21 protein-coding genes are annotated in these 20,998 nt (G+C 58.5%); 14 read left to right on the top strand and 7 right to left on the bottom strand.

Translation table 11 applies throughout. The annotated features are described in order from the left end of the window. Nucleotides 1-80 precede the first annotated feature (80 nt). The 7 genes from NE562_RS09010 to NE562_RS08980 all read left to right on the top strand — a co-directional run bounded on the left by NE562_RS09010 (nucleotide 81) and on the right by NE562_RS08980 (nucleotide 8,008). Nucleotides 81-1,136 (top strand): hypothetical protein, encoded by a 1,056-nt coding sequence (locus tag NE562_RS09010; protein WP_280962079.1) that lies wholly within the window; start codon nucleotides 81-83, stop codon nucleotides 1,134-1,136. A gap of 34 nt (nucleotides 1,137-1,170) precedes the next feature. Then, nucleotides 1,171-1,404: a hypothetical protein gene (locus NE562_RS09005; protein ID WP_280962078.1), complete on the top strand. Its 234-nt coding sequence runs from the start codon at nucleotides 1,171-1,173 to the stop codon at nucleotides 1,402-1,404. Next, a complete protein-coding gene (locus NE562_RS09000; RefSeq protein WP_280962077.1) occupies nucleotides 1,401-2,858 on the top strand; it encodes a D-alanyl-D-alanine carboxypeptidase family protein in 1,458 nt (485 codons plus the stop codon). Before NE562_RS09005 ends, NE562_RS09000 begins: the two co-directional genes overlap by 4 nt. Nucleotides 2,859-2,996: 138 nt before the next feature. Continuing rightward, entirely contained in the window at nucleotides 2,997-3,689 is a 693-nt protein-coding gene (locus NE562_RS08995; protein ID WP_280962076.1) for a response regulator transcription factor, read from the top strand. Continuing rightward, nucleotides 3,686-4,915, top strand: coding sequence for a sensor histidine kinase (locus NE562_RS08990; protein ID WP_280962075.1), 1,230 nt, complete (start codon nucleotides 3,686-3,688; stop codon nucleotides 4,913-4,915). The genes NE562_RS08995 and NE562_RS08990 overlap by 4 nt, the downstream gene beginning before the upstream one ends. Before the next feature lie 67 nt (nucleotides 4,916-4,982). Beyond that, complete coding sequence (locus tag NE562_RS08985; protein WP_280962074.1) at nucleotides 4,983-5,666, top strand: ABC transporter ATP-binding protein; 684 nt, start codon at nucleotides 4,983-4,985, stop codon at nucleotides 5,664-5,666. Beyond that, nucleotides 5,663-8,008: an ABC transporter permease gene (locus tag NE562_RS08980; RefSeq protein ID WP_280962073.1), complete on the top strand. Its 2,346-nt coding sequence runs from the start codon at nucleotides 5,663-5,665 to the stop codon at nucleotides 8,006-8,008. The genes NE562_RS08985 and NE562_RS08980 overlap by 4 nt, the downstream gene beginning before the upstream one ends. A 207-nt stretch (nucleotides 8,009-8,215) precedes the next feature. On the opposite strand, the gene NE562_RS08975 is transcribed toward NE562_RS08980, so the two are convergent. Continuing rightward, nucleotides 8,216-8,854, bottom strand: a complete 639-nt coding sequence (locus tag NE562_RS08975; RefSeq protein WP_280962072.1) for a type 1 glutamine amidotransferase family protein — start codon at nucleotides 8,852-8,854, stop codon at nucleotides 8,216-8,218. A gap of 114 nt (nucleotides 8,855-8,968) precedes the next feature. Between NE562_RS08975 and NE562_RS08970 the strand changes: the two genes are divergently transcribed. After that, entirely contained in the window at nucleotides 8,969-9,901 is a 933-nt protein-coding gene (locus NE562_RS08970; protein WP_280962071.1) for a helix-turn-helix transcriptional regulator, read from the top strand. A 113-nt stretch (nucleotides 9,902-10,014) separates the two neighbouring features. Here the strand turns inward: NE562_RS08970 and NE562_RS08965 are convergent, their stop codons facing one another. Both NE562_RS08965 and NE562_RS08960 read right to left on the bottom strand, forming a co-directional pair. Continuing rightward, nucleotides 10,015-10,581, bottom strand: a complete 567-nt coding sequence (locus NE562_RS08965; protein WP_280962070.1) for a hydrolase — start codon at nucleotides 10,579-10,581, stop codon at nucleotides 10,015-10,017. 54 nt (nucleotides 10,582-10,635) lie between these two features. Then, nucleotides 10,636-11,748, bottom strand: coding sequence for an FtsW/RodA/SpoVE family cell cycle protein (locus tag NE562_RS08960; protein ID WP_280962069.1), 1,113 nt, complete (start codon nucleotides 11,746-11,748; stop codon nucleotides 10,636-10,638). A 257-nt stretch (nucleotides 11,749-12,005) separates the two neighbouring features. On the opposite strand from NE562_RS08960, the gene NE562_RS08955 reads away from it, so the two are divergent. After that, the gene (locus NE562_RS08955; RefSeq protein ID WP_280962068.1) at nucleotides 12,006-13,676 is read left to right on the top strand and encodes a formate--tetrahydrofolate ligase; all 1,671 of its coding nucleotides are present in this window, start codon (nucleotides 12,006-12,008) and stop codon (nucleotides 13,674-13,676) included. A gap of 64 nt (nucleotides 13,677-13,740) precedes the next feature. Here NE562_RS08955 and NE562_RS08950 read toward each other — a convergent pair whose 3' ends face one another. From NE562_RS08950 to NE562_RS08935, 4 genes are all read right to left on the bottom strand, one after another. Further along, nucleotides 13,741-14,511: a hypothetical protein gene (locus tag NE562_RS08950; RefSeq protein WP_280962067.1), complete on the bottom strand. Its 771-nt coding sequence runs from the start codon at nucleotides 14,509-14,511 to the stop codon at nucleotides 13,741-13,743. Beyond that, complete coding sequence (locus NE562_RS08945; RefSeq protein ID WP_280962066.1) at nucleotides 14,495-15,013, bottom strand: sigma-70 family RNA polymerase sigma factor; 519 nt, start codon at nucleotides 15,011-15,013, stop codon at nucleotides 14,495-14,497. The genes NE562_RS08950 and NE562_RS08945 overlap by 17 nt, the downstream gene beginning before the upstream one ends. Before the next feature lie 294 nt (nucleotides 15,014-15,307). Beyond that, entirely contained in the window at nucleotides 15,308-16,504 is a 1,197-nt protein-coding gene (locus NE562_RS08940) for a polysaccharide deacetylase family protein (RefSeq protein WP_280962065.1), read from the bottom strand. Beyond that, nucleotides 16,494-16,721, bottom strand: coding sequence for a hypothetical protein (locus NE562_RS08935; protein ID WP_280962064.1), 228 nt, complete (start codon nucleotides 16,719-16,721; stop codon nucleotides 16,494-16,496). Before NE562_RS08935 ends, NE562_RS08940 begins: the two co-directional genes overlap by 11 nt. A gap of 57 nt (nucleotides 16,722-16,778) precedes the next feature. Here NE562_RS08935 and abc-f point away from each other — a divergent pair, with 57 nt between their 5' ends. From abc-f to NE562_RS08910, 5 genes are all read left to right on the top strand, one after another. Beyond that, nucleotides 16,779-18,254, top strand: coding sequence for a ribosomal protection-like ABC-F family protein (gene abc-f, locus NE562_RS08930; RefSeq protein WP_280962063.1), 1,476 nt, complete (start codon nucleotides 16,779-16,781; stop codon nucleotides 18,252-18,254). A 75-nt stretch (nucleotides 18,255-18,329) separates the two neighbouring features. After that, a complete protein-coding gene (gene tsaE / locus NE562_RS08925) occupies nucleotides 18,330-18,755 on the top strand; it encodes a tRNA (adenosine(37)-N6)-threonylcarbamoyltransferase complex ATPase subunit type 1 TsaE (protein ID WP_280962062.1) in 426 nt (141 codons plus the stop codon). Further along, nucleotides 18,752-19,459 carry a tRNA (adenosine(37)-N6)-threonylcarbamoyltransferase complex dimerization subunit type 1 TsaB gene (tsaB, locus tag NE562_RS08920; RefSeq protein ID WP_280962061.1) on the top strand — a complete coding sequence of 236 codons (708 nt, stop codon included), beginning with the start codon at nucleotides 18,752-18,754 and terminating at the stop codon, nucleotides 19,457-19,459. The genes tsaE and tsaB overlap by 4 nt, the downstream gene beginning before the upstream one ends. A 14-nt stretch (nucleotides 19,460-19,473) precedes the next feature. Then, nucleotides 19,474-20,103, top strand: coding sequence for a uracil phosphoribosyltransferase (gene upp, locus NE562_RS08915; protein WP_280962060.1), 630 nt, complete (start codon nucleotides 19,474-19,476; stop codon nucleotides 20,101-20,103). 63 nt (nucleotides 20,104-20,166) lie between these two features. Further along, nucleotides 20,167-20,700, top strand: a complete 534-nt coding sequence (locus NE562_RS08910; RefSeq protein WP_280962059.1) for a GNAT family N-acetyltransferase — start codon at nucleotides 20,167-20,169, stop codon at nucleotides 20,698-20,700. Nucleotides 20,701-20,998: the final 298 nt, after the last annotated feature.

Below are 20,998 nucleotides of genomic sequence, written 5' to 3'. Positions count from 1 at the left end.
CCGTTCGGGCTATTGTATGCGGCGGGGACATGAAACTTGCCAGACCCGCGTAGGATAGAAGCAAAAACGAGGTGAGCCTTATGCGTAATACCGGTGCGGCGCTTTTGACGGCGGCGCTCTTTTTTGCTTTTCTCCTGTGCCCCGCCGCCTGCGCCGACGGCGTGCGCGACGGCTTGCGGCTGGCCGCCGGTCAGGCGCTGCCCGCGCTGTTCCCCTTTTTCGTGGCCAGCGGCCTGCTGATCCGCACCGGCGCGGGCGCCGCCGCCGCCCGCCTTTTACGCCGCCCGCTCGGCGCGCTGTACGGGCTGCCCCCCGCGGCGGCCCCGGCAGTCGCTCTCGGCCTAATAGGCGGCTATCCGGTCGGCGCGGCCACGGTCGCCGACCTGCTCGGGCGCGGCGCACTGACAAGGGACGAGGCCGAGCGCGCCGTATCCTTCTGCAACTGCGCCAGCCCCGCCTTTTGCATCGGTCTGGCAGGGCTGGCGCTCACCGGCAGCGCGCAGACCGGGGCGGCGCTGTACCTGATCCATCTGGCCGCCGCCCTTCTGGCCGGATTGGTCGCGGCGCACGGCGGCGCGCCGCGCGAAACCGGCGGCGCCCTTCGCCCCACCGCGCCGGAAGCCTTTGCCCCCGCCTTTTGCGGCGCGGTGCAGAGCGCCGCGCAGACCGCGCTGACCGTCACCGCGTTTTTGGTCGTTTTCTCCATTTTGCTGCGGCTATTGCTGCCGGTGCGCGCGCTTTTATCCGGCGTTCCCGGCGTAGAGGGTATTCTGGAATTGACCTGCGGCCTTGACCGGTTGGCGGGCTGCGGCATCCCCGCGGGGGTGCTGCTGCCGCTCACCTCGTTCCTTTTGGGCTTTGGGGGGCTCAGCGTGCACTTTCAGGTGCGCGCGCTGTTGGACCCGTTCGACCTGCGCCTGCGCCGCTTTACGCTTGGCAAAACGCTGCACGGCGTGTTTGCAGCGGCCATCACCACGCTTGTTTGGCGGCTCTTCCCCGCGTCGCTCGCGGTGTTCGCGCCCGTACCGGGAGCGCTCACGCCCTCTGCCGCGTACTGGGCCGCGCCCGCGCTTGCCGTACTTTTTGTCGTTTTGTTTCCGTTTAGGGGTGGTAAAAAAGAGCGCGATACAGTATAATGGGTATATTCACACATTTTAAGGAGTGACCCGCATGTCGCTGAAAAAGCTGATGCGTAAGGATATCGAACCACGCTGTACATACTGCCAATACGGCACGCCGCTTTCGGGCGGCGACAAGCTCACCTGCCGCCGCCATGGCGTGGTCGCGGCTGATTTTCACTGCCGCTCGTTCCGCTATGACCCTTTGCGCCGCACGCCGCCGCGCCCCGCGGCCATTCGCGGCCATTTCACCCACGCTGATTTTTCTCTGGGAGACGACTCATGAACCGTAATTTGTTGAAACGCGCGGGCGCTTTTCTGCTGCTCGCCTTGTTGCTTTGCGCCTATTTACCGCCCGCCTTCGCCGCGCCGGACGACGAGGACGAATTCGCCCCCGTATCCGACACCTCGGACAGCGGCGAAGAGGGCGATACGGCTCCCGTTTCCGGCTCGACGGACGACGGAGAAAATGAGCCGGACGCGGTTCTGGAAGACCCCAAGATCGACGCGACCGCGGCCCTTCTGGTCAACCCGAACACCGGCATGGTGCTGTACGAAAAAAACGCGGATGAGAAGCGTTACCCCGCTTCCACCACCAAGATTATGACCGCGCTGCTCGTTTTGGAAAACGCGAAGCTGGACGATGTGGTCACGGCGGAAAAAGTCGATTTTGAAAACGTGTCGTGGGACGCCTCCAACGCCGATATCAAAGAGGGCGAGCAGGTAAAGGTGCTCGATCTGCTGTATTGCCTGATGCTGCCCTCCGCGAACGAGGCCGCGAATATGCTGGCCCGCCATGTCGGCGGCTCGATCGAGGGCTTTGCCGACATGATGAACGCCAAAGCGGAGGAGCTCGGCTGCACGGGCACGCACTTTGTCAATCCCAACGGCCTGCACGATCCCAACCACTACACCACCGCGCGCGACCTGTACACCATCGCGCACGCCGCCATGCAGGACGAGACCTTTGCAGAGATCGCCAAGACCGCGGTAAAGACCATCTCCAAAACCAACATGCACGATTCACGCAAGGTCTTTACCACCAACCAGCTGATCTTCAGTTCCTATCAGCCCTGGTTCTATGGCTGGTGCAACGGCATCAAGACCGGCCACACCGCCGAAGCGGGCAACTGTCTGGTCGCTTACGCGGACCAGCGCGACAGCGAGCTTTACTCCGTCGTCCTCGGCTGCGCCGACGCGCCGGACAGTTCCACGGTAGCCAAAAGCTTTACCGAGACCAAGCGGCTGTTCGAGTGGGGCTATGATAACTTTAAAAGCAAAACGCTCGCCAAGCAGGGCAACAGCATCACCTCTACCAAGGTGCGCCTTTCCACCGACACGGACGAGCTGGTGCTCACCGCCAAGCGGGATCTGGTCGCTTCGGTGCCGAAGAACCTAGACGTGGAGGACATGGAGGCTACGCCAACCGTGCCGAAAAGCGTGGACGCGCCGATCAAGGCGGGCGACGTGATCGGCAGCATGACCTACTCCTACGCCGGTACGGTTTACGGCACCGTGGAACTGATCGCTCTGCACGATGTGGAGCTTTCCAAGGTACTTTACTATGCGGACAAGCTTGAAAATTTCTTCAAAGGCTCGGTCTTTAAAATTTTGCTTGTCGTTTTGCTGGTTTTCGTTATCCTTTATATCCTATTTAACCTTACCTTCGGCCGGATGCGCCGCCGCAAACAGCGACGCATGATGCGTTCGCGCGGCTCGCGTTACAACAGAAGACGATAACGACTTTTTAGGGCGGACAGCTTTGGGCTGTCCGCCCTATTTCTTCTTACAGTTTTGTAAGCTTGCGCACGAATGCATGACGGGAACGCGCGCAACTGATATAATAAAGCAAAACCATGCTGCCGGGGAGGCGCTGAAATGAACCGAATTTTACTGCTCGAAGATGATATCAGTTTGGTGGAGGGCTTACAGTATTTGCTCGAAACCAACGGGTTTGCGGTCGCCGTCGTCCGGACCGTGCAAGCGGCCTTCGCCGCGCTTGCCGAAAACCGGTTCGATCTGCTGCTGCTCGACGTGACGCTGCCGGATGGCACCGGCTTTTCGGTATGCCAAAGGCTGCGCGAACAAGGCGATACGACGCCCATCATCTTTTTGACCGCTTCGGATGAAGAGGTAAACGTGATCCGCGGACTGGACAGCGGCGGGGACGACTATATCACAAAGCCCTTTAAGATCGGCGAGCTGCTCTCCCGCATCCGCGCGCTGTTACGCCGCGCGGGACGACCGGGCCGCGATCCGGCCGTGATCCGCTGCGGCGATACCGCCATCGATCTGCTGCAAAGCCAGATTGTTTTGCGCGGCAAGCCGCTCGAACTGACCATCGGCGAATATAAGCTGCTCTGTCTGTTGGTGCGCAACGCGGGCCGCGTGGTCACCCGCGCGCGCATTTTGGAAGCCCTGTGGGATCAAAACGGCAGCTTTGTCGATGATAACACGCTATCCGTCTATATCCGCCGGCTGCGTGAAAAGGTAGAGGACGATCCCTCCGCCCCGACGCACCTGACCACGGTGCGCGGCTTTGGCTATCAATGGAACGAGGTGCCGCTATGAATATTTGGCGCGACCGGGACAACCGGCGCTATTTGCTGCTGCTTTTCTTGCTCTGCGTTATGCTGGCGGCCACCGCTTTGCTTTTCTGCCGGGTACAGACGCAGCGCATGCAGGCGCAGCTGGTTTTTCATGATCAGGCCGTGGCCGGCGCGCTGCTGGAACGGAATGTGCCGCCCGAAACGGTGGCTGCCGCGCTTACCGGCGAAGGGGACGCGGGACAGGGCCGCGCTTTGCTGCGGCAGCTGGGTCTTAGCGAAAAAACGCCGCCTTGGCTGCTTGCGCCGGTACGGGATTTTTCCGCGGGGCTATACCGTACCGCCCTGACCGGCACGCTGCTTGCCGCGGCGGCGCTTTGGTCGCTCGCGCTGCTGTTTTTGCGGCGGCAAGCGCGCTCGCTTCACAACGCGACCCGCGTCGTGCGGCACTTTTCCCATGGCGATTTTGATACGCACCTGCCCCGCAGCGATGAAGGGGCGCTTTCACGGCTTTACGCCGCGGTCGATCAGTTGGCGACAGCCTTGCAGGCGCAGAACACCCGCGCGCACCAGTCCAAGGAGTTTTTAAAGGATACGATCTCCGATATCTCGCACCAGTTAAAAACACCGCTGGCGGCGCTCTGCATGTACAACGAGATCATTGCGGGCGAACCCGGCAACATCGCGGCCGTAGAGACCTTTTCCGGCAAGTCCGCGCTGGCGCTTGGCCGCATTGAGCAGCTGATCGACGCGCTTTTGAAGATTACCCGGCTGGACGCGGGCAGCATTGTCTTTGAAAAAGCGCCGCACACGGCGCTTTCGCTATACCGGCTTGCCACGGAGGAGCTGACCACGAGGGCCGCGCTTGAGCAAAAAGAACTCACATGGCAGGGCGATCCTGAGCAGCCGATCTGCTGCGACCTGATCTGGACGGCCGAAGCCCTTGGCAATCTGATCAAAAACGCGTTGGATCACACGGCGGCGGGCGGCCATATTCGCGTTGCGTGGGAGCGCTCGACCCTGATGCTGCGCCTTTCCGTCGCGGACGACGGCGGCGGCGTCGCCCCCGAGGACCTGCACCATATTTTCAAGCGGTTTTACCGCAGCGCGCATGCGTCGGACCGGCCGGGCGTGGGCCTCGGCCTGCCGCTGGCCAAAACAATTTTTGAGCGGCAGGGCGGCGTTCTTTCCGTTCACAGCACGCCCGGCGAGGGAACGGTCTTTTCCGTTTCGTTTCTTACGGAACCGTAAGCCGCCATTCATCTGTTTGTAAGCTGCACCTGTTATGCTTTTCCCAGAAAAGGAGGCTAACGAGCCTATGAATACCTTACAAGTTGAAAACCTATGCAAAACCTACGGCAAAGGAGAAGCAAGGGTGGATGCCCTGCAAAACGTTACCTTTTCCTTAGAGAAGGGTGAGTTCGCCACGGTGATCGGCGAATCCGGTTCCGGCAAAAGCACGCTGCTCAACTGTATCGGCGGGCTGGACACGCCGACCTCCGGCACGATCCGATTGGACGGCGAAGAGCTGTTCGCCATGAAAGAGCAGGAACGAACGATCTTCCGGCGGCGCAATATCGGCTTTGTCTTTCAGTCCTTCCAGCTGGTCAGCGAGCTGACCGTGGAGCAGAACATCGCCTTTCCGCTGTTGCTGGACTACCAAAAGCCGGATCAGGATCGGATCGACGAGCTTTTGCAGGTTCTGGGGCTGACCGACCGGCGGCGGCATTTGCCAAGCCAGCTTTCCGGCGGCCAACAGCAGCGGGTAGCCATCGGCCGCGCGCTGGTGATGCAGCCCATGCTGATCCTCGCGGACGAGCCAACCGGCAATCTGGACAGCAAAAACAGTCAGGATGTGATCGAGCTGCTCGTGCAGGCTTCGCGCCGCTACCAGCAAACCATTTTGATGATCACGCACAACGTGGGGCTGACCTCGTCCGCCGACCGGGTGCTGCGGGTGACGGACGGCGTGCTGACCGATCTCGGCGGGGTGCGGGCATGAAAAGCTATCTATCTCTGGTGCCCATTGCCGCAAAGGTGCACCAGAAAGCGAACCGCATGTCGCTTCTGTGTATCGCGCTGGCGGTGCTGCTCGTCACGGCCATTTTTGGCATGGCCGACATGTTCCTGCGCAGCCAGCTCATTCAGACCCGCCAAAGCGACGGCAACTGGCATGTGGCGTTTAAAAACCTGAACGACGAGCAGGCCGCCATCATTGCCGCGCGGCCCGACGTCGCGAGCAGCTCGTGGTACGATATTCTGAATTATCAGGCGGAAACAGATTATTCGATCGGCGGCAAGGCTGCCGCCATCTGCGGGCTGGACGAAAGTTTTTTGACCGATCTTTACCCGGACGCGAGCATCATCGAAGGGCGATTCCCCTCGGACGACGCGGAGGCGGTGCTGACCCAAAACGCGAAAAAAGCGCTGCGCCTGCAAATCGGGGATACGGTGCGCGTACAAACGCCGAACGGCCCGCTTTTGCTCACCGTCTCCGGCTTCGCGGACGATACCGCCATGATGCTGCGATACGACGCCTACGGCGTGTTTGTTTCCACAGCGCAGTTCCGCGCGATCCGCCCGGCGGCGGACACCGGCGAAGGGCTGTTTTACGTGCAGCTTTCGGGCCGGTGCAATATGCAAAAGGCCATTGCCGATATTCAAGCGCAGCTGAGCATTCCCGATGCGGACGCGCCGCAAAACACCCGGCTGCTCGGCCTGCTCGGCCAAAGCAGCGATCCCTTTATGCTGCAAATTTACCTGACGGCCGCGGCGCTTTTCGTCTTGGTGCTGATCGCGGGCGTGATGATGATCGCGAGCAGCCTGAACAGCAACGTGGCGCAGCGCACCCAGTTTTTCGGCATGCTGCGCTGCGTCGGCGCGACGCCGAAGCAGGTGATCCGTCTGGTGCGCGCAGAAGCGCTCGCTTGGTGCCGGCTGGCCATACCCGCCGGCATTGCCACCGGCGTGGTCCTCATTTGGCTTCTGTGCGCGCTTTTGCGCGGGCTCAGTCCCTACTTTTTCGCGGGCATGCCGGTCTTTGCCGTAAGCCTGCCCAGCATCTTGGCGGGCATCGTGGTCGGACTGCTGACGGTTTTGCTGGCCGCCCGCTCACCGGCCAAACGCGCGGCGCGCGTGTCCCCGCTGACGGCGGTCTCCGGCAACGCCGACACGGCCGCGCCCGTTCGCAAGGCCGCGGGCACCCGGCGGCTCCGCGTGGATATGGCGCTGGGCGTGCACCATGCCGGGTCCAATCGAAAAAACTTCATCCTCATGGGCGGGTCCTTCGCGCTCAGCATCATTTTGTTCCTGTCGTTTTCAGTTTTGATCGCGTTTATGAACCACGCCGTCACGCCGCTTGCTCCCTCCACGCCCGACCTCTCCATCGTCAGCCGAGATCAGACCCGCGCGGTGAGCGAAACGGTTTTGACAAAACTGTCGCAAAATCCCGCGGTGGAGCGCGTGTATGGCCGCATGTTTGCTTTTGACCTGCCCGCGACCGTGGGCGGGACCGACAGTACCATCGACCTGATCTCCTACGAGCAGCACCAGTTCCAATGGGCGGAGGACGTGCTGCTGGAAGGCTCCGTGCGGCAAGCGGTGGAACGGCGTGACGCCGCGCTGACGGTATATACCCCGACCAATCCGCTCCGGGTGGGCGATGTGCTCACAGTGGAGAGCGGCGGCCGGACCCGAACGCTCGAGATCACCGGCGTGCTGTCCACCAGCCCCTTTAACGGCGCAGGAGGCTTTGGCAGTGTGCTCTGTTCCGAACAGACCTTTCAGGAACTGATCGGCGGGTCAGGCTACACGGTGATCGATATGCAGCTTGCCAAGAACGCGCAAGAGGGCGACGTCGCCGCTATCCGCGCCCTCGCGGGGGATGATCTTATGTTTTCCGACCGGCGCGCGAACAACGCGGAGGTAAAGGGCGCTTATTATGCCTTCGCCCTTTTTGTGTTCGGTTTTCTCGCGCTGATCGCGCTTATCACCGTTTTGCACATCGTCAACAGCGTTTCCATGAGCGTTTCGGCGCGGATGAAGCAGTACGGCGCCATGCGCGCCATCGGTATGGACGCCCGGCAGTTGGTGCGCATGGTTGCCGCCGAAGCCGCGACCTATGCCCTGTTCGGTATCACCGCCGGCTGCATCATCGGGCTACCGGTGCACAAGCTGCTGTTCGAGCGGCTGGTCAGCTTCCGCTGGGGCGACGTCTGGCAGCTGCCGCTCGGCACGCTGGGTATCATCGCAGCGATCGTCCTTTTCACTTCGCTGCTCGCGGTGCGCGGACCGGCTAAGCGCATTCGTCAAATGTCCATCGTCGACACGATCAGCGCGTTATAAAGTCGCTATCCCTTGGTTTGATCCGCATGGCAATCAGGCAGCATGAAAACCCAAACCACCTTAACGACTGACACACGCAATAAAAAAACGGGCGTATCGTCTCACGACGATGCGCCCGTTTTGTCACGCGGCAGCGCAGTGTTTGAAAGCTCCTGCAGGCCGCGTCAATAAGAAGGTTTTGCCCCCTATTCCCGTGAACCAAGTGTATCAGTTTTCATTGCCAGACGGCAAACTTTGCATCAGGGCAAAGAAATGCTTTGGCTCGCCGGTACGAAAGTATGCGTACCAAGCCTCTAAAGTTTCCGCTCCAAAAACACCCAAACGCTCAATTATTTGTTTCGCCCACAGCAAAGCTCCGGTGGAACTTGCAGTAATCAGGTTGCCATCCGCTACGGACGGCTCGTCTATATAAAAACTTTGCCCTTGGTAACCGGGAGAAACCATTTCGAGAAAACCCGGCCCATTACTGGTATGCGGGCGATGATCCAGTAGGCCAATGTTCGCAAGTGCAGCGGTAGCCCCGCAGATTGCACACACCGTAGCGCCTAGCGATAGAAATTCGCTCGCTTTTTGAATGATCGCGCCATGCTTTGGGGCGTTCCATGTGTTCGCGCCCGGCAACAGCAACACGCTTGTTTCACGCACAACCATATCGTCGATTAGGCAGTCGGGCACGATTGTCAGGCCGCCCATGGTTTGAATCGGCTTTTTTGAGTCACCGACCGTTTTAAGCGATACACACGGCGCGCCCTCTTTGAAAAACCGACCGGAATTCAGCTCGGCCATAACATACCCGAGCTCCCAGTCGGCTAAGGTATCAAGAACATAAACATAGATTGTAAACATTTAACTTCCTCCATTTTCATTGTTTCATTGATTTGTTTGCATTTTTATAGTACCATGTAATCGTTGACAACAGCATGGCAACAATTAAAAAGAATATTGAAAGGAGGCGGTCGGATGAAAGTGAACAGGCTTGTTAGCATGATTATGATACTACTTGACAAGGAGCGCATTAGCGCGCAGGAATTAGCCGATCTGTTTGAAGTTTCACCCCGCACAATCTACCGCGACATCGACGCTATTAACATGGCGGGAATTCCTATTCGTTCCATATCGGGCGTGGGCGGCGGCTTTGAGATCATGCAGCAATACAAAATTGATCAAAAGGTTTTTTCGACTGCCGACCTTTCCGCTATCATGATGGGGCTTTCCAGCCTTGCGGGCATGGTACGAGGTGATGAGCTGGTACACGCCCTTGCGAAAGTAAAGAGTTTTATCCCTGCCGAAAGAGCGAAGGACATTGCACTGAAAGCGAATCAAATTAACATAGATTTAAGCTCGTGGATGGGCAATGGGAACATACAGCCTTACTTAGAAATGATCAAAACAGCTTTACAGCAAAGCAAGCTGCTTTCGTTTGAATATATCGCCCACCATGGGAAAAAAACCGCGAGGACCGCCGAGCCGTATCAGCTTGTATTAAAAAGTAATCATTGGTATTTGCAAGGGTATTGCCATAAAAGAAATGACTTCCGCTTATTCAGACTGTCTCGCATGTCCAATCTACAAATACAAGAAGAGACTTTTACACCACGAGATTATCCAAAACCGACTTTAGACAGTGCGGATATTTTTGAAACGATGCAAACTAAAATCAAAATCCGTATTCATCAATCCGTGTTGGATCGGGTGCTTGATTTTTGCTCTTATGAAGATCTTTCGCCAGACGGCGATGCGTATTATATCGTTCGTTTTCCTTTCATAGAGAACGAATACCACTATGATATTCTTCTTGGTTTTGGGGATAAATGCGAGTGCTTGGAGCCGTTACATATCCGTGCGGAAATGAAGCGCAAAATCCATGCAATCGCGGCCCTATACGAAGCCTAAACGCAAAAGGCAGAAGCGCATTGCAAAAAAGACGGGACAGCCCTATTCAGTGGCTGCCCCGTCTTTTACAATTTTTTTGACCGTGAACGCTTCACTGGAGCATTCCGTCCCTTTCAGCAAGCGGCCATTTCCGCGCTCACCGTGTCCTCGCATGCGCGCATGGCGTCCAGCGTGACGGCAAGCAGCTCGTCCAGCGTCATGCCGCACGTTTCCGCGCCGCGCTCGATCACGTCGCGCGAGCAGCCGGCGGCAAATTTCTTATCCTTAAATTTCTTTTTCAGACTTTTCAGCTCCATGTCCTTCGTGCTTTTGGAGGGACGCATGAGCGCCGCCGCGCCGATCAGGCCGGTCAGCTCGTCCGAAGCAAAAAGCAGCTTTTCCATTTCGTGCGTGGGCTCGACATCGCAGCAAAGCCCCCAGCCGTGGCTGCACACCGCATGGATAAGCGCTTCATCCGCCCCGCCCTCGCGCAGCAGCTCGGGGGCCTTTTTACAGTGCTCATCGGGCCACTGCTCAAAATCAATATCGTGCAAAAGACCTACAACGCCCCAAAAATCCACGTCTTCGCCCTTCTGCCCGGCAAAATAACGCATCACGCCCTCCACCGTCAGCGCGTGCTGCAGGTGAAACGGTTCCTTGTTATACTGCCGCAGCAGTTCCCAAGCTTTGCTTCTTTCCATTTTGAAAAAACCTCCTTGCAAGTCTATACAAAACAAGTGATTACGGAAAAGCCTTTACTGTAGCCAGCTTGGCTTTTCCCGCATACGCACGCCCGCCGCAATGCCGAGCGCCGCATACATCGTCATGACCGAGGTGCCGCCGTAAGAAAAGAACGGCAGCGTCAGGCCCATGACCGGCAGTAGGCCAAGCACCATGAACAGGTTCATGAACGTTTGGAACATAAACATGCCCGCGATACCCACCGCCATGAGTGAGGAAAAACCTGTGCTGCCGCGAAAACTGACGTAAAACAAGCGCAGGATCAGCAGAAACAGCAGTGCGACGATCAACATGGAACCGATAAAACCGAGTTCCTCCCCCGCGACCGAGAAGATCAAATCGGTCCGGCTTTCGGGCACCAGTCCCATCTGGGTCATAGCGCCGTTGGTCAATCCCTGCCCGGAAAACTGACCGGCGCCGATCGCGGTCATGCCGCGCGTAGTCTGCATGGCGGTATCCGGGTCGATTGATGGATCGAACAGCACGAGGATACGGTTTTTTTGATAATCCTCCATCACAAAATTCCACAGGATGGGGATGCTTGCCACGCCAAGGCCAAGGCCAAGGCCGAGCCACTTAAAGCTCAGGCCCGCCGCGAACATCATGACCAGCGCGATCATAAAATATTGGATCGCCATGCCGGTATCCTTGGAGCTTAAAACGATCGCGCCCATCAGGATCAGCGTGTGCAGCGCCAGTATGATAATGCCGCGCCATTCGTTGATGTGTTCGCGTATCTCGGATAAATTCGCCGCAAAGGTGAAAATGAACAACAGCTTGCCGAGCTCCGCCGGTTGTAGGCTCATGGGTCCAAAATTGATCCAGCTGCGCTGGCCGTTTGCTTCGGTGCCAAAGGGGATCAGCGTCAACTGTAAAATAACGTTGAGCACCACGAATATCTTCCACCAGTTGCTCATGGCCTCCAGATCGATCAGCGACATGATCACAAAAGCCGCAAGGCCGATCATGGTCGCGATAAACTGGATGCCCACATAGCGCATCGACCCGGAACCCCGTGTGGCGCTGTAAATCAGCACCATGCCGTACGCCGAACAAATCAGCGCAAGGAACATCAGATACAGGTCGGTATTTTTTAAATAATGCTTGACCGCCTTGAGCGCGTCCATCCATGTACCTCCATATTATCTCTGAAAATATATCTGCCTTTCATCATACCACAGTTGCCGCCCGTTGGCGAGGAGCAATTTCAGCAAATTTTTTGCTTTTCCTTTTGGAAACCTGTGCATTCTGCGCCACTTTCCGGATCAGATCGCACTTTCCAAGCGCGTGCCCCTGTGTTATAATAAAAAACGTGAAAGCGGCGCGCATTTTCCGCATACCTGTTTCGCCGCTTGATAATCCATATAAAGAAGGGTGTTTTCCTATGTTATCCGATATCGAGATCGCGCAGTCCTGCACGATGAAACCGATCACCGAGGTGGCCGAGGCCGCCGGACTCAACGCGGACGATCTGGAGCTGTACGGCAAGTACAAGGCCAAGCTTGGCGCAAACGTGTGGAAAAAGCTTCAGGATAAAAAACCGGGCAAGCTTGTGCTCGTCACCGCAATCAACCCCACGCCCGCGGGCGAAGGTAAGACCACCACGACCGTCGGTCTGGGGCAAGCGCTCGCAAAGCTGGGCAAAAACGCGGTGATCGCGCTGCGCGAGCCTTCGCTCGGCCCGGTGTTCGGCGTAAAGGGCGGCGCGGCGGGCGGCGGCTACGCGCAGGTCGTCCCGATGGAGGATATCAACCTCCACTTTACCGGCGATATGCACGCCATCACCGCGGCCAACAACCTGCTTTGCGCCATGATCGACAACCACATGCAGCAGGGCAACCTCTTAAACATCGATCCCCGCCGCGTGATCTTCACTCGCGTGATGGATATGAACGACCGCAGCCTGCGCAATATCACCATCGGCCTTGGCGGCAAGTTAAACGGCGTGCCGCGCGAGGATCACTTTATGATCACGGTCGCGAGCGAGATCATGGCGATTCTTTGCCTTGCCTCCGACCTTGCCGATCTGAAGGAGCGCTTCGGCAACATTCTGGTGGCCTACAGCTACGCGGGCAAGCCGATCTACGCCAAGGATTTGCGCGCCGAGGGCGCGATGGCCGCGCTGATGCGCGACGCGATTAAGCCCAATCTGGTACAGACGCTCGAAGGCACGCCCTGCCTGATGCACGGCGGCCCCTTTGCCAACATCGCGCATGGCTGCAACAGCGTGCAGGCGACGGGGCTTGCCCTTCGCCTTGCCGATATCGCGGTGACCGAAGCCGGCTTCGGCGCCGACCTTGGCGCGGAAAAGTTTATGGATATCAAGTGCCGCAAGGCGGGCCTCGCGCCGGACTGCATTGTGATCGTCGCGACCGTGCGCGCCCTCAAGTACAACGGCGGCGTGCCCAAGGCCGAGCTAAACGCCCCGAATCCTGCGGCGCTCGAACGCGGCATTTGCAACCTTGACGCACACCTTGATAACATGCAGAAATTCGGCGTGCCGGTCGTCGTCGCGGTCAACGCTTTCCCGACCGATACCGAGGAAGAAATGGACTTTATTCGCGATCACTGCGCGGGTCGGGGCGTGCGCGTGGCCCTTTCCGAAGTATTTGCAAAGGGCGGCGAGGGCGGCCGCGAGCTCGCGGAGCAGGTGCTTGCCGTGTTGGACGAGGGCAAGGCCGATTTCCATATGCTTTACGAGGATTCGCTCCCGCTCGAAGACAAGATCCGCAAGATTGCCAAGGAGATTTACGGCGCGCTCGGCGTGACCATCGCGCCCGCCGCGCATAAGGAACTGCAAAACATCACCGAGATGGGCTACGGCGATCTGCCCGTGTGCATCGCCAAGACTCAGTATTCGCTCTCGGACGACCCCGCCCTGCTTGGCCGTCCCAGCGAATTCGTGGTCAATGTTCGCGCGGTTCGCCTTGCCGCGGGCGCGGGCTTCGTCGTCGTCGAGACCGGCGCGATCATGACCATGCCCGGCCTGCCCAAAATTCCCGCCGCAGAAAAGATCGACGTTTGCGCGGACGGCAAGATCACGGGACTGTTTTAAAAAACGATATAGACATAGAAAAATGCGCGTTGCTTTATTCGGCAACGCGCATTTTTCTATGTCTTCACGCGGCGATGACCTCGGCCGCCATTTGGAAAAAATCGTCCTTCGTCAGGTCGTCGGGCTGGTAGGTATAGATCGCGTAGCTGTTACCATCCTGCACCCACGACACACGGTAAAAGGTCGATTCTTCACGCGCCGTGTCCTCTGCGTCCCAGCCAATATTGATCTCACCGCTGTCAAATAAGGCCTGCTCCTCTTCCGTCGGCTTCGTACCGGACGGCAGCGTGATCGATCGCATGGCGCGGTACCCAACCGGTATCCCATCAATTTCGCGCGTTTCTTCAAACGGATTTTCTCCATACTGCATATCCGCCTGTACAGGGTCTACATCAAAAGAGACTTTGACCCCCGCATCATTTTGATAGCCCAAAATGATGCCCGGATAGGATTCCAGCGTCTGATCCGCCTCATCCCGCTTGTCCGTCCAGTTTTCCCAGCCTTTATAAAAGGTAAAGCCTGTGGAAAACGATTCGACGTATTTCATGCCCGGTACATTGCTCTCCGCGTATTGCTCGGTCTTATCAAAATCTGTCCACGAGGCATTCCAGCGCAAGCTGCTGGCCAAATACGCCACCTTGCCGCTCCCGATCACGCCCGCCACCGCGCCGGTGACGGCGATTGCCAGCACCGCGCAAAGCACGATAGCCGTGCGCCGCCATGTCCGCGCGCGGCCGTGACCCGCCGTTCGGGCGCGCACCGTGCTTTTCATCGTTTCGTCAAACGTTACGCCTTCCAGCGCGCCGTCGCACTCTTTTTTAAACCGGTTCATCATAATACCACTCCTTCAGCATCAGTCCCAGCTGTTCCCGCGCACGCGCCAACTGGCTCACCACGGTGTTCGTGCGCATATGCAGCAGTTCCGCGATCTCGCGCGCTTTGTAGCCCTCGTAATAGTGCAGCAGGATCACCGCGCGGTACTTGGGCGCAAGGGATAAGACCGCGCGAATCAGCGTGTCGTCCGTTCCATCCGGCGTATCGGCAAGCAGCGTGTCGAGCGCCGCCGCGTCCACGCGGCGTTTGTGCCACGGCGCGGCCAGATAGCTTTTGCATACGTTGATCGCAATGCGCGTCAGCCATGTTTTTTCCGACGCTTCGCCCCGGAAACCGCCCGCGCGCCATGCGCGGAAGAACGCTTCCTGCACCGCGTCCTCGGCCAGCGCGCGGTCGCCGAGATAGAGCGTGCACAGCCGTAAAAGCGCCGTGCCGTGCTCGTCCATCGCCCGGTCCAGATCGAACGCGCCGTCCCGCGCGGCGGCCATTGTCATTTCCTGCATCCGTTCCCCTCCTTTCTGCCTATTAGACCAATGCAAAAGGTTTTTTATTGCAGCCTCCATGTCAAAATATAAAAAAAGGGCTGTAAAAAAACTGTTGCAAAATAGAAGAGTACCCAAATGTCATTCTGAACGAAGTGAAGAATCTCGCGCAAGTGCGCGTTCCCAGCGTAAATTCCGCGCGTTCGCGCGAGATTCGTCGCTTCGCTCCTCAGAATGACAGAATTGGTAGCATTCTTCGCTTTGCAACAGTTTTCTATCCTCTTGTGAGAACTTATTTTACAGCCCCTTTTTTGCTTATGCCGTATACGGCAGCGCGGTATCCAGCCCGACCGCGCCGGTCTCCTTGTCATAGGTCACGGCGCAGTCCAGCGCCCCGGCAAGGTCGCGCAGTTTTACGTAGTTCGCACCCTCGATTTCGTAGGCGGTCAGCGTAAGCGCCGCGCCGTCCAGCGTCAAAATCTGGCTGCTTGTTTTGGCCTGCATGGCGGCCACGTCGGCGGGGCCGGCGAGCTCGCCGCCAATTGGCGTATACGCCGTCCCGCTCGTCAGCGTCACGGTTTCAGCCGCCTTGTCATAGTCTACGGAAAACTGCTTGTCCGTGCCGCTCAGCGCCTGCGCGGCGTCGCGCAGCTTCACATAGTTGTTCCCGCCGATCAGGTACGCGCGAAAAGCGGCGGGCGTATCGTCCACCGTGAAAGACGCGCTTCCCGGCACGGCGGTAACCGTCGGATTCGGCAGGCCGGGCAGCGCGGAAAGGGCGGCAAATTCATACCCTTCGGCCTTCCATTTGCCGATCAGCTCGTCCAGCACATCCGCGTCGGTTTTGGAAATAACGTGCAGCAGCACGATCGCGCCGTTATGCACGCGCGTGGAAAGGGTCTGCATGGCGTCGCCGTAGGCGGGCTGGTTGTTTTCGTCCCAATCGTGATAGGCGACGCTCCACAAAATCGTGTGATAACCGAGCGACTGCGCCCATGAAAGGCTGTTATAATTGTACGATCCCTCCGGCGGGCGGAAAAACGGATCGAGCCGCCGTCCGGTCACGGCTTGATACTGGGTCTCCAGATCGCGCAGTTCCTTCACCATGCGTTCCTGCGATACCTTCGTCATGTTCGGATGGTTGACCGAGTGGTTGCCGACCAGATGGCCCTCGTCCCCCATGCGGCGGGCGAGCGTGGGCTCGGCGTCCAAATAATGGCCCACCACAAAGAAGGTGGCCGGCACATGCCGTCGCTTTAAGGTATCCAAAATGCGGCCGGTATTGCCGTTTTCATAACCGCAGTCAAAGGTGAGATAGATGGTTTTCCGGTCCGCGTCGCCCATGTAATACGCGCCGTACTGGCGCAGCTTATCGGCGGTGTCCTCGCCATAGGGCGGCCGGTTCGCGCCGTCCCGATAGGAAAGGCCCCAGTCGGTCGCGCCCGCCGGATACAGCGTAAGCCCCAGCGCCAGCGCCGCGCCAAGCAGGCGTTTTCCCAAATCACGTGTCATGATCGTTCCCTCCCGTTTCTTTTCTTTCAGTATACTGCATGGAAACAAGCTTGACAACCTTTGACGGGTACGCTATACTGTGCTTATTCAAAATGATTTGAGGTGGAAAGATGAAGTAAGCATTCTTGTGAGGTTGTTTGGCGGGCAAACCGTTTGGTTTGTCATGCCTACCTGCAAGAAAGCTTCTTTCATCCGCCCACTGCTTCAGCGCTTCCATGCGCCGGACAGGGCTTTGCTTTCTTGCACCCGTTTGGTAATTGGAGGTGCATTTTTTATGTCTATGATTCAAATATCCGACCTGACCTTTGGCTATGAAGGCAGCGCGGAAACCATTTTCGACCATGTTTCACTCCGTCTCGACTCGGACTGGCGACTCGGCCTGATCGGCCGCAACGGCCGCGGCAAAACCACGTTTTTGAACCTTTTGCGCGGCCAATTTGAATATCAGGGATGCATTACCGCGTCTGTTTCGTTTGAGTACTTCCCGTTTCCCATCGCGAGTCCCGAACGGCCCGCGCGCGAAGCCGTGCTGCCCCTGTGCCCGGAGGAGGAAAGCTGGCGGCTTGCCCTCGAGATGAACCGGCTGGCGCTGTCCGAAGAACTGCTGGGCCGCCCCTTTTCCACGCTTTCCGGCGGGGAACAGGTGCGGCTGCTGCTTGCCGCCCTGTTCTGCCGGGAAGACCGTTTTCTGCTCATTGACGAACCGACCAACCACCTCGATCAGGCGGGCCGCGCGCTGGTGGCGGATTATTTACGCGGTAAATCCGGCTTTCTGCTGGTCTCGCACGACCGCACTTTTCTGGACGGCTGCATCGACCATGTGCTGTCCATCAACCGGGCGAACATCGAACTGACGCAGGGCGACTTTTCCACGTGGTGGGAAAACAAGCGGCGGCGGGATGAATGGGAACAAGCGGAAAACGAACGGCTGAAGGGCGATATCCGCCGCCTTGACGCGGCCGCGCGACGCGCTTCGCAATGGTCGGATAAGACTGAAAAGGAAAAGCATGTGCGGAATTCCGGCCTGCGGCCCGATCGCGGCTATATCGGCCACAAGGCGGCCAAAATGATGCAGCGCTCCAAATCCATAGAAGCGCGCAAGCACGCCGCGGCGGAGGAAAAGGCGGGACTGCTGCACAACATTGAAAGCGCCGACGCCTTGAAGCTTTCTCCCCTTTCCTACCGCGCCGAACGGCTGGCCGAGCTGCGGCAGGTAGCCGTTCGCTTTGGGGAAAAAACCGTTTGCAGCGATATCACATTTTCGGTTACGCGCGGCGCGCGCATAGCCCTTATGGGGGCCAACGGTTCGGGCAAATCCTGCCTTTTAAAGCTGCTTTGCGGCGAGGATATCCCGCACGCCGGCGTTTGCAGCCGAGGCAGCGGTCTTACGATCTCCTACGTGCCGCAGGACGCTTCCTTCCTCTCCGGCGGCTTGACCGAATACGCCGCGCGCTGCGGCGTCGACCGGACGCTGTTTCTCGCGATCCTGCGCAAGCTGGATTTTTCCCGCGCGCAGTTTGAAACGGATATGGCGCTTTACAGCGAGGGGCAGAAAAAGAAGGTGCTGCTCGCACGCAGCCTGTGCGAACGCGCCCACCTTTATATCTGGGATGAGCCTCTCAATTATATCGACCTTTTCTCCCGCATTCAGTTGGAAGAGCTGATCGCCGCGTACCGGCCCACGCTGCTTTTTGTCGAGCACGACCGCAGCTTCTGCGACCACATCGCGACCGCAAACGTACAGCTGTGAATACTTGTCTTTTTATGCGACTCGTGATATGATAAGGGAAGAAATTTTGTCAAGACTTCGGAAAGGTTCCCGTTTATGGAATATCATACGCATTCGCCCGAGCAAACAGAGCAGTTGGGCGCGGATTTTGCAAAAACGCTGTCCCCCGGCGACATCGTCGCCTTTTCCGGCGATTTGGGCGCGGGCAAGACCGCTTTTTCGCGCGGTGTGCTGCGCGGCCTTGGCTACGAAGGACGCGTCACCAGCCCCACCTTCGCTATTGCAAACGAATACCAAACGCCCGGCGGGCCGGTCGTCCATCTGGACCTGTACCGCCTGACTGATCCCGATTCCCTGTACGAGATCGGCTTTGACGAGTATCTGGACGGCAGCCGTATCGTGCTGATCGAGTGGAGCGAAAACGCAGGCGATTCACTGCCAGATTTCTACAAAACCGTGCATATTTCGTATGGAAACGACAATAATGAACGCACAGTCACGATTGGAGAGCACACCGCATGAAGCTGCTTAGTTTTGAATCCTCCGCAAAATCCGCTTCGGTTGCCTTGACGGAGGGCGGCCGCCTGATCGCGCAGGTCTTCCAGAATTGCGGGCTGACGCACTCGCGCACGCTTCTGCCGATGGCGGAAAACCTGCTGGCCGGATGCGGCGTGGCCTTAAGCGAAATAGACGGCTTCGCGGTCGCCGCCGGTCCCGGCTCTTTCACCGGCATCCGCATCGGCGTGGCGACGGTGAAGGGACTTGCCTTTGGGTTGGACCGGCCCTGCGTCGGCGTGTCCACGCTGGAAGCGATGGCCCACGGCGCACGTGCGCTTTGCGGCGATCTGTGCTGCGTGATGGACGCGCGCGCCGGGCAAGTGTACAACGCGCTTTTCCGGTGCGAAAACGGCGCGCTCACGCGTCTTTGCGACGACCGCGCGGTAAAGCTTTCCGCGCTTGCGGAAGAAATCGCTTCCTCCCCGCAAATTCTGGTTGGAGATGGCGCGGAAATGTGTTATAATACTCTCAAAGAACAGTGCGCGGGCTTGGCCCTCGCACCGGAAGAACTGCGCTGGCCGCGCGGTACCGGCGTGGCCGCCGCCGCCCTGCCCTACTTTGAAAGGGGCGAAATCCTCTCGGCCCAGCAGCTGGACGCTGTCTATCTGCGCCGTCCCCAAGCCGAACGCGAACGTTTGGCAAGGCTCGGCGCGGCACAATCGAAATAAAGGAGAGAACCGATATGGCAACCGTTCATGAAATGGATCATCCGCTCATCATGCATAAGCTCAGCCTGATGCGCGACAAAACCACCGGCGTTAAGGAATTCCGCGAGGCGACCGCTGAGATCGCCATGCTCATGTGCTATGAGGCGACGCGCGACCTCCCCCTCAAGGAAATCACGATCGAGACCCCGCTGAGCGAAGCCCGCGTCAAAGTCATTTCGGGCAAGAAAATCGCGCTGGTGCCCATCCTGCGCGCCGGTCTCGGCATGGTCGAGGGTATGCTCGAACTGATTCCCGCCGCCAAGGTCGGCCACATCGGCCTGTACCGCGACCCGCAGACCCTGCACCCGGTGGAATATTACTGCAAGCTCCCGAACGACATTCAGGATCGCGACGTACTGCTGCTCGATCCCATGCTGGCCACCGGCGGCTCCGCTGTTGCCGCGATTGACGGCCTCAAGCGCCGCGGCGTGCAGCACATCAAGCTTCTCAACCTGATTGCCGCGCCGGAAGGCGTTGCAGCGGTACAGAAGGCCCATCCGGACGTTGAAATCTTTGTCGGCGCAATCGATGAAAAGCTCAACGATCACGGTTATATTCTGCCCGGTCTGGGCGACGCGGGCGACCGCATTTTCGGCACCAAGTAAGTTTCGATTCAACACGCAAACGGTGCGGCCAAAAGCCGCACCGTTTTTATGGAGAAAACCGCTATGGAAGATATACCGCACTGGATCATGCAAACCGAGCGCCTGCGCTTTCGCCGCCTGCGGGCGGACGATTTCGCGCTGATCGCGCCGATCTTGCAGGATGAACAAATCATGTACGCATGGGAGCACGGCTTTGATTACAACGAGGTATGCGACTGGCTCGCGGACGAGCTGCGCCGCTACCGAGAGGACGGCTGCGGCCACTGCGCCGGCTTCGACCGCCAAACGGGCGAGTTGGTCGCCCTCGCGGGCGCGTTGGTAGAGCAGCTTCCCGAAGGCCCGGCATACGGCGTCGCCTATATCGTCGACCGCCGCCATTGGGGCAAGGGGTACGGCGTCGAGTGTGCGACAGCCTCGCTCCGCCGCGCCTTTTTGGAGCTTGGCGCCGATCGCGCCGTCGCGGTCATACGGCCGGAAAACCGCCCCTCCCGCCGCGTGGCCGAAGCCTGCGGCATGAAGCCCGCCGGGGAATTCATCCGCCACTATCGCGGCAAGGACATGCCGCATATCATCTACGAACTGCGTAGGCCGGAGTAAGCGGCACACGCCACCCCCCGCGTGGATCACCGAAAAAGTAGGGCCGAGTGACCTCACTCGGCCGACCAAAGACACCCAAAAGGGGCTGTAAAATAAGTTCTCACAAATGAATAGAAAACTGTTGCAAAGCGAAGAATGCTACCAATTTTGTCATTCTGAGAAGCGAAGCGACGAGACCGTAGTCTGCTATCCTTAATCTGCCGCTTAGCGGCATTTTAATGAGCGCGAATCTCGCGCGAATGCGCGGAATTTACGCTGGGAACGCGCGTTCGCGCGAGATTCTTCACTTCGTTCAGAA

This window comes from Butyricicoccus faecihominis (assembly GCF_024462775.1).
Classification (GTDB): domain Bacteria; phylum Bacillota; class Clostridia; order Oscillospirales; family Butyricicoccaceae; genus Agathobaculum; species Agathobaculum faecihominis_A.
This window is presented reverse-complemented; position numbering and strand designations above follow the sequence as displayed.

Coding starts and splice junctions, on each gene's coding strand:
- NE562_RS08965 (WP_280962070.1), bottom strand. CDS start 10,581: ATGGAAAGAAGCAAAGCTTGGGAACTGCTGCGGCAGTATAACAAGGAA.
- NE562_RS08990 (WP_280962075.1), top strand. CDS start 3,686: ATGAATATTTGGCGCGACCGGGACAACCGGCGCTATTTGCTGCTGCTT.
- NE562_RS08910 (WP_280962059.1), top strand. CDS start 20,167: ATGGAAGATATACCGCACTGGATCATGCAAACCGAGCGCCTGCGCTTT.
- NE562_RS08985 (WP_280962074.1), top strand. CDS start 4,983: ATGAATACCTTACAAGTTGAAAACCTATGCAAAACCTACGGCAAAGGA.
- NE562_RS08955 (WP_280962068.1), top strand. CDS start 12,006: ATGTTATCCGATATCGAGATCGCGCAGTCCTGCACGATGAAACCGATC.
- NE562_RS09010 (WP_280962079.1), top strand. CDS start 81: ATGCGTAATACCGGTGCGGCGCTTTTGACGGCGGCGCTCTTTTTTGCT.
- NE562_RS08960 (WP_280962069.1), bottom strand. CDS start 11,748: ATGGACGCGCTCAAGGCGGTCAAGCATTATTTAAAAAATACCGACCTG.
- NE562_RS08950 (WP_280962067.1), bottom strand. CDS start 14,511: ATGATGAACCGGTTTAAAAAAGAGTGCGACGGCGCGCTGGAAGGCGTA.
- tsaB (WP_280962061.1), top strand. CDS start 18,752: ATGAAGCTGCTTAGTTTTGAATCCTCCGCAAAATCCGCTTCGGTTGCC.
- tsaE (WP_280962062.1), top strand. CDS start 18,330: ATGGAATATCATACGCATTCGCCCGAGCAAACAGAGCAGTTGGGCGCG.
- NE562_RS08940 (WP_280962065.1), bottom strand. CDS start 16,504: ATGACACGTGATTTGGGAAAACGCCTGCTTGGCGCGGCGCTGGCGCTG.
- NE562_RS08970 (WP_280962071.1), top strand. CDS start 8,969: ATGAAAGTGAACAGGCTTGTTAGCATGATTATGATACTACTTGACAAG.
- abc-f (WP_280962063.1), top strand. CDS start 16,779: ATGTCTATGATTCAAATATCCGACCTGACCTTTGGCTATGAAGGCAGC.
- upp (WP_280962060.1), top strand. CDS start 19,474: ATGGCAACCGTTCATGAAATGGATCATCCGCTCATCATGCATAAGCTC.
- NE562_RS09005 (WP_280962078.1), top strand. CDS start 1,171: ATGTCGCTGAAAAAGCTGATGCGTAAGGATATCGAACCACGCTGTACA.
- NE562_RS08945 (WP_280962066.1), bottom strand. CDS start 15,013: ATGCAGGAAATGACAATGGCCGCCGCGCGGGACGGCGCGTTCGATCTG.
- NE562_RS08975 (WP_280962072.1), bottom strand. CDS start 8,854: ATGTTTACAATCTATGTTTATGTTCTTGATACCTTAGCCGACTGGGAG.
- NE562_RS08995 (WP_280962076.1), top strand. CDS start 2,997: ATGAACCGAATTTTACTGCTCGAAGATGATATCAGTTTGGTGGAGGGC.
- NE562_RS08980 (WP_280962073.1), top strand. CDS start 5,663: ATGAAAAGCTATCTATCTCTGGTGCCCATTGCCGCAAAGGTGCACCAG.
- NE562_RS08935 (WP_280962064.1), bottom strand. CDS start 16,721: ATGGAAGCGCTGAAGCAGTGGGCGGATGAAAGAAGCTTTCTTGCAGGT.
- NE562_RS09000 (WP_280962077.1), top strand. CDS start 1,401: ATGAACCGTAATTTGTTGAAACGCGCGGGCGCTTTTCTGCTGCTCGCC.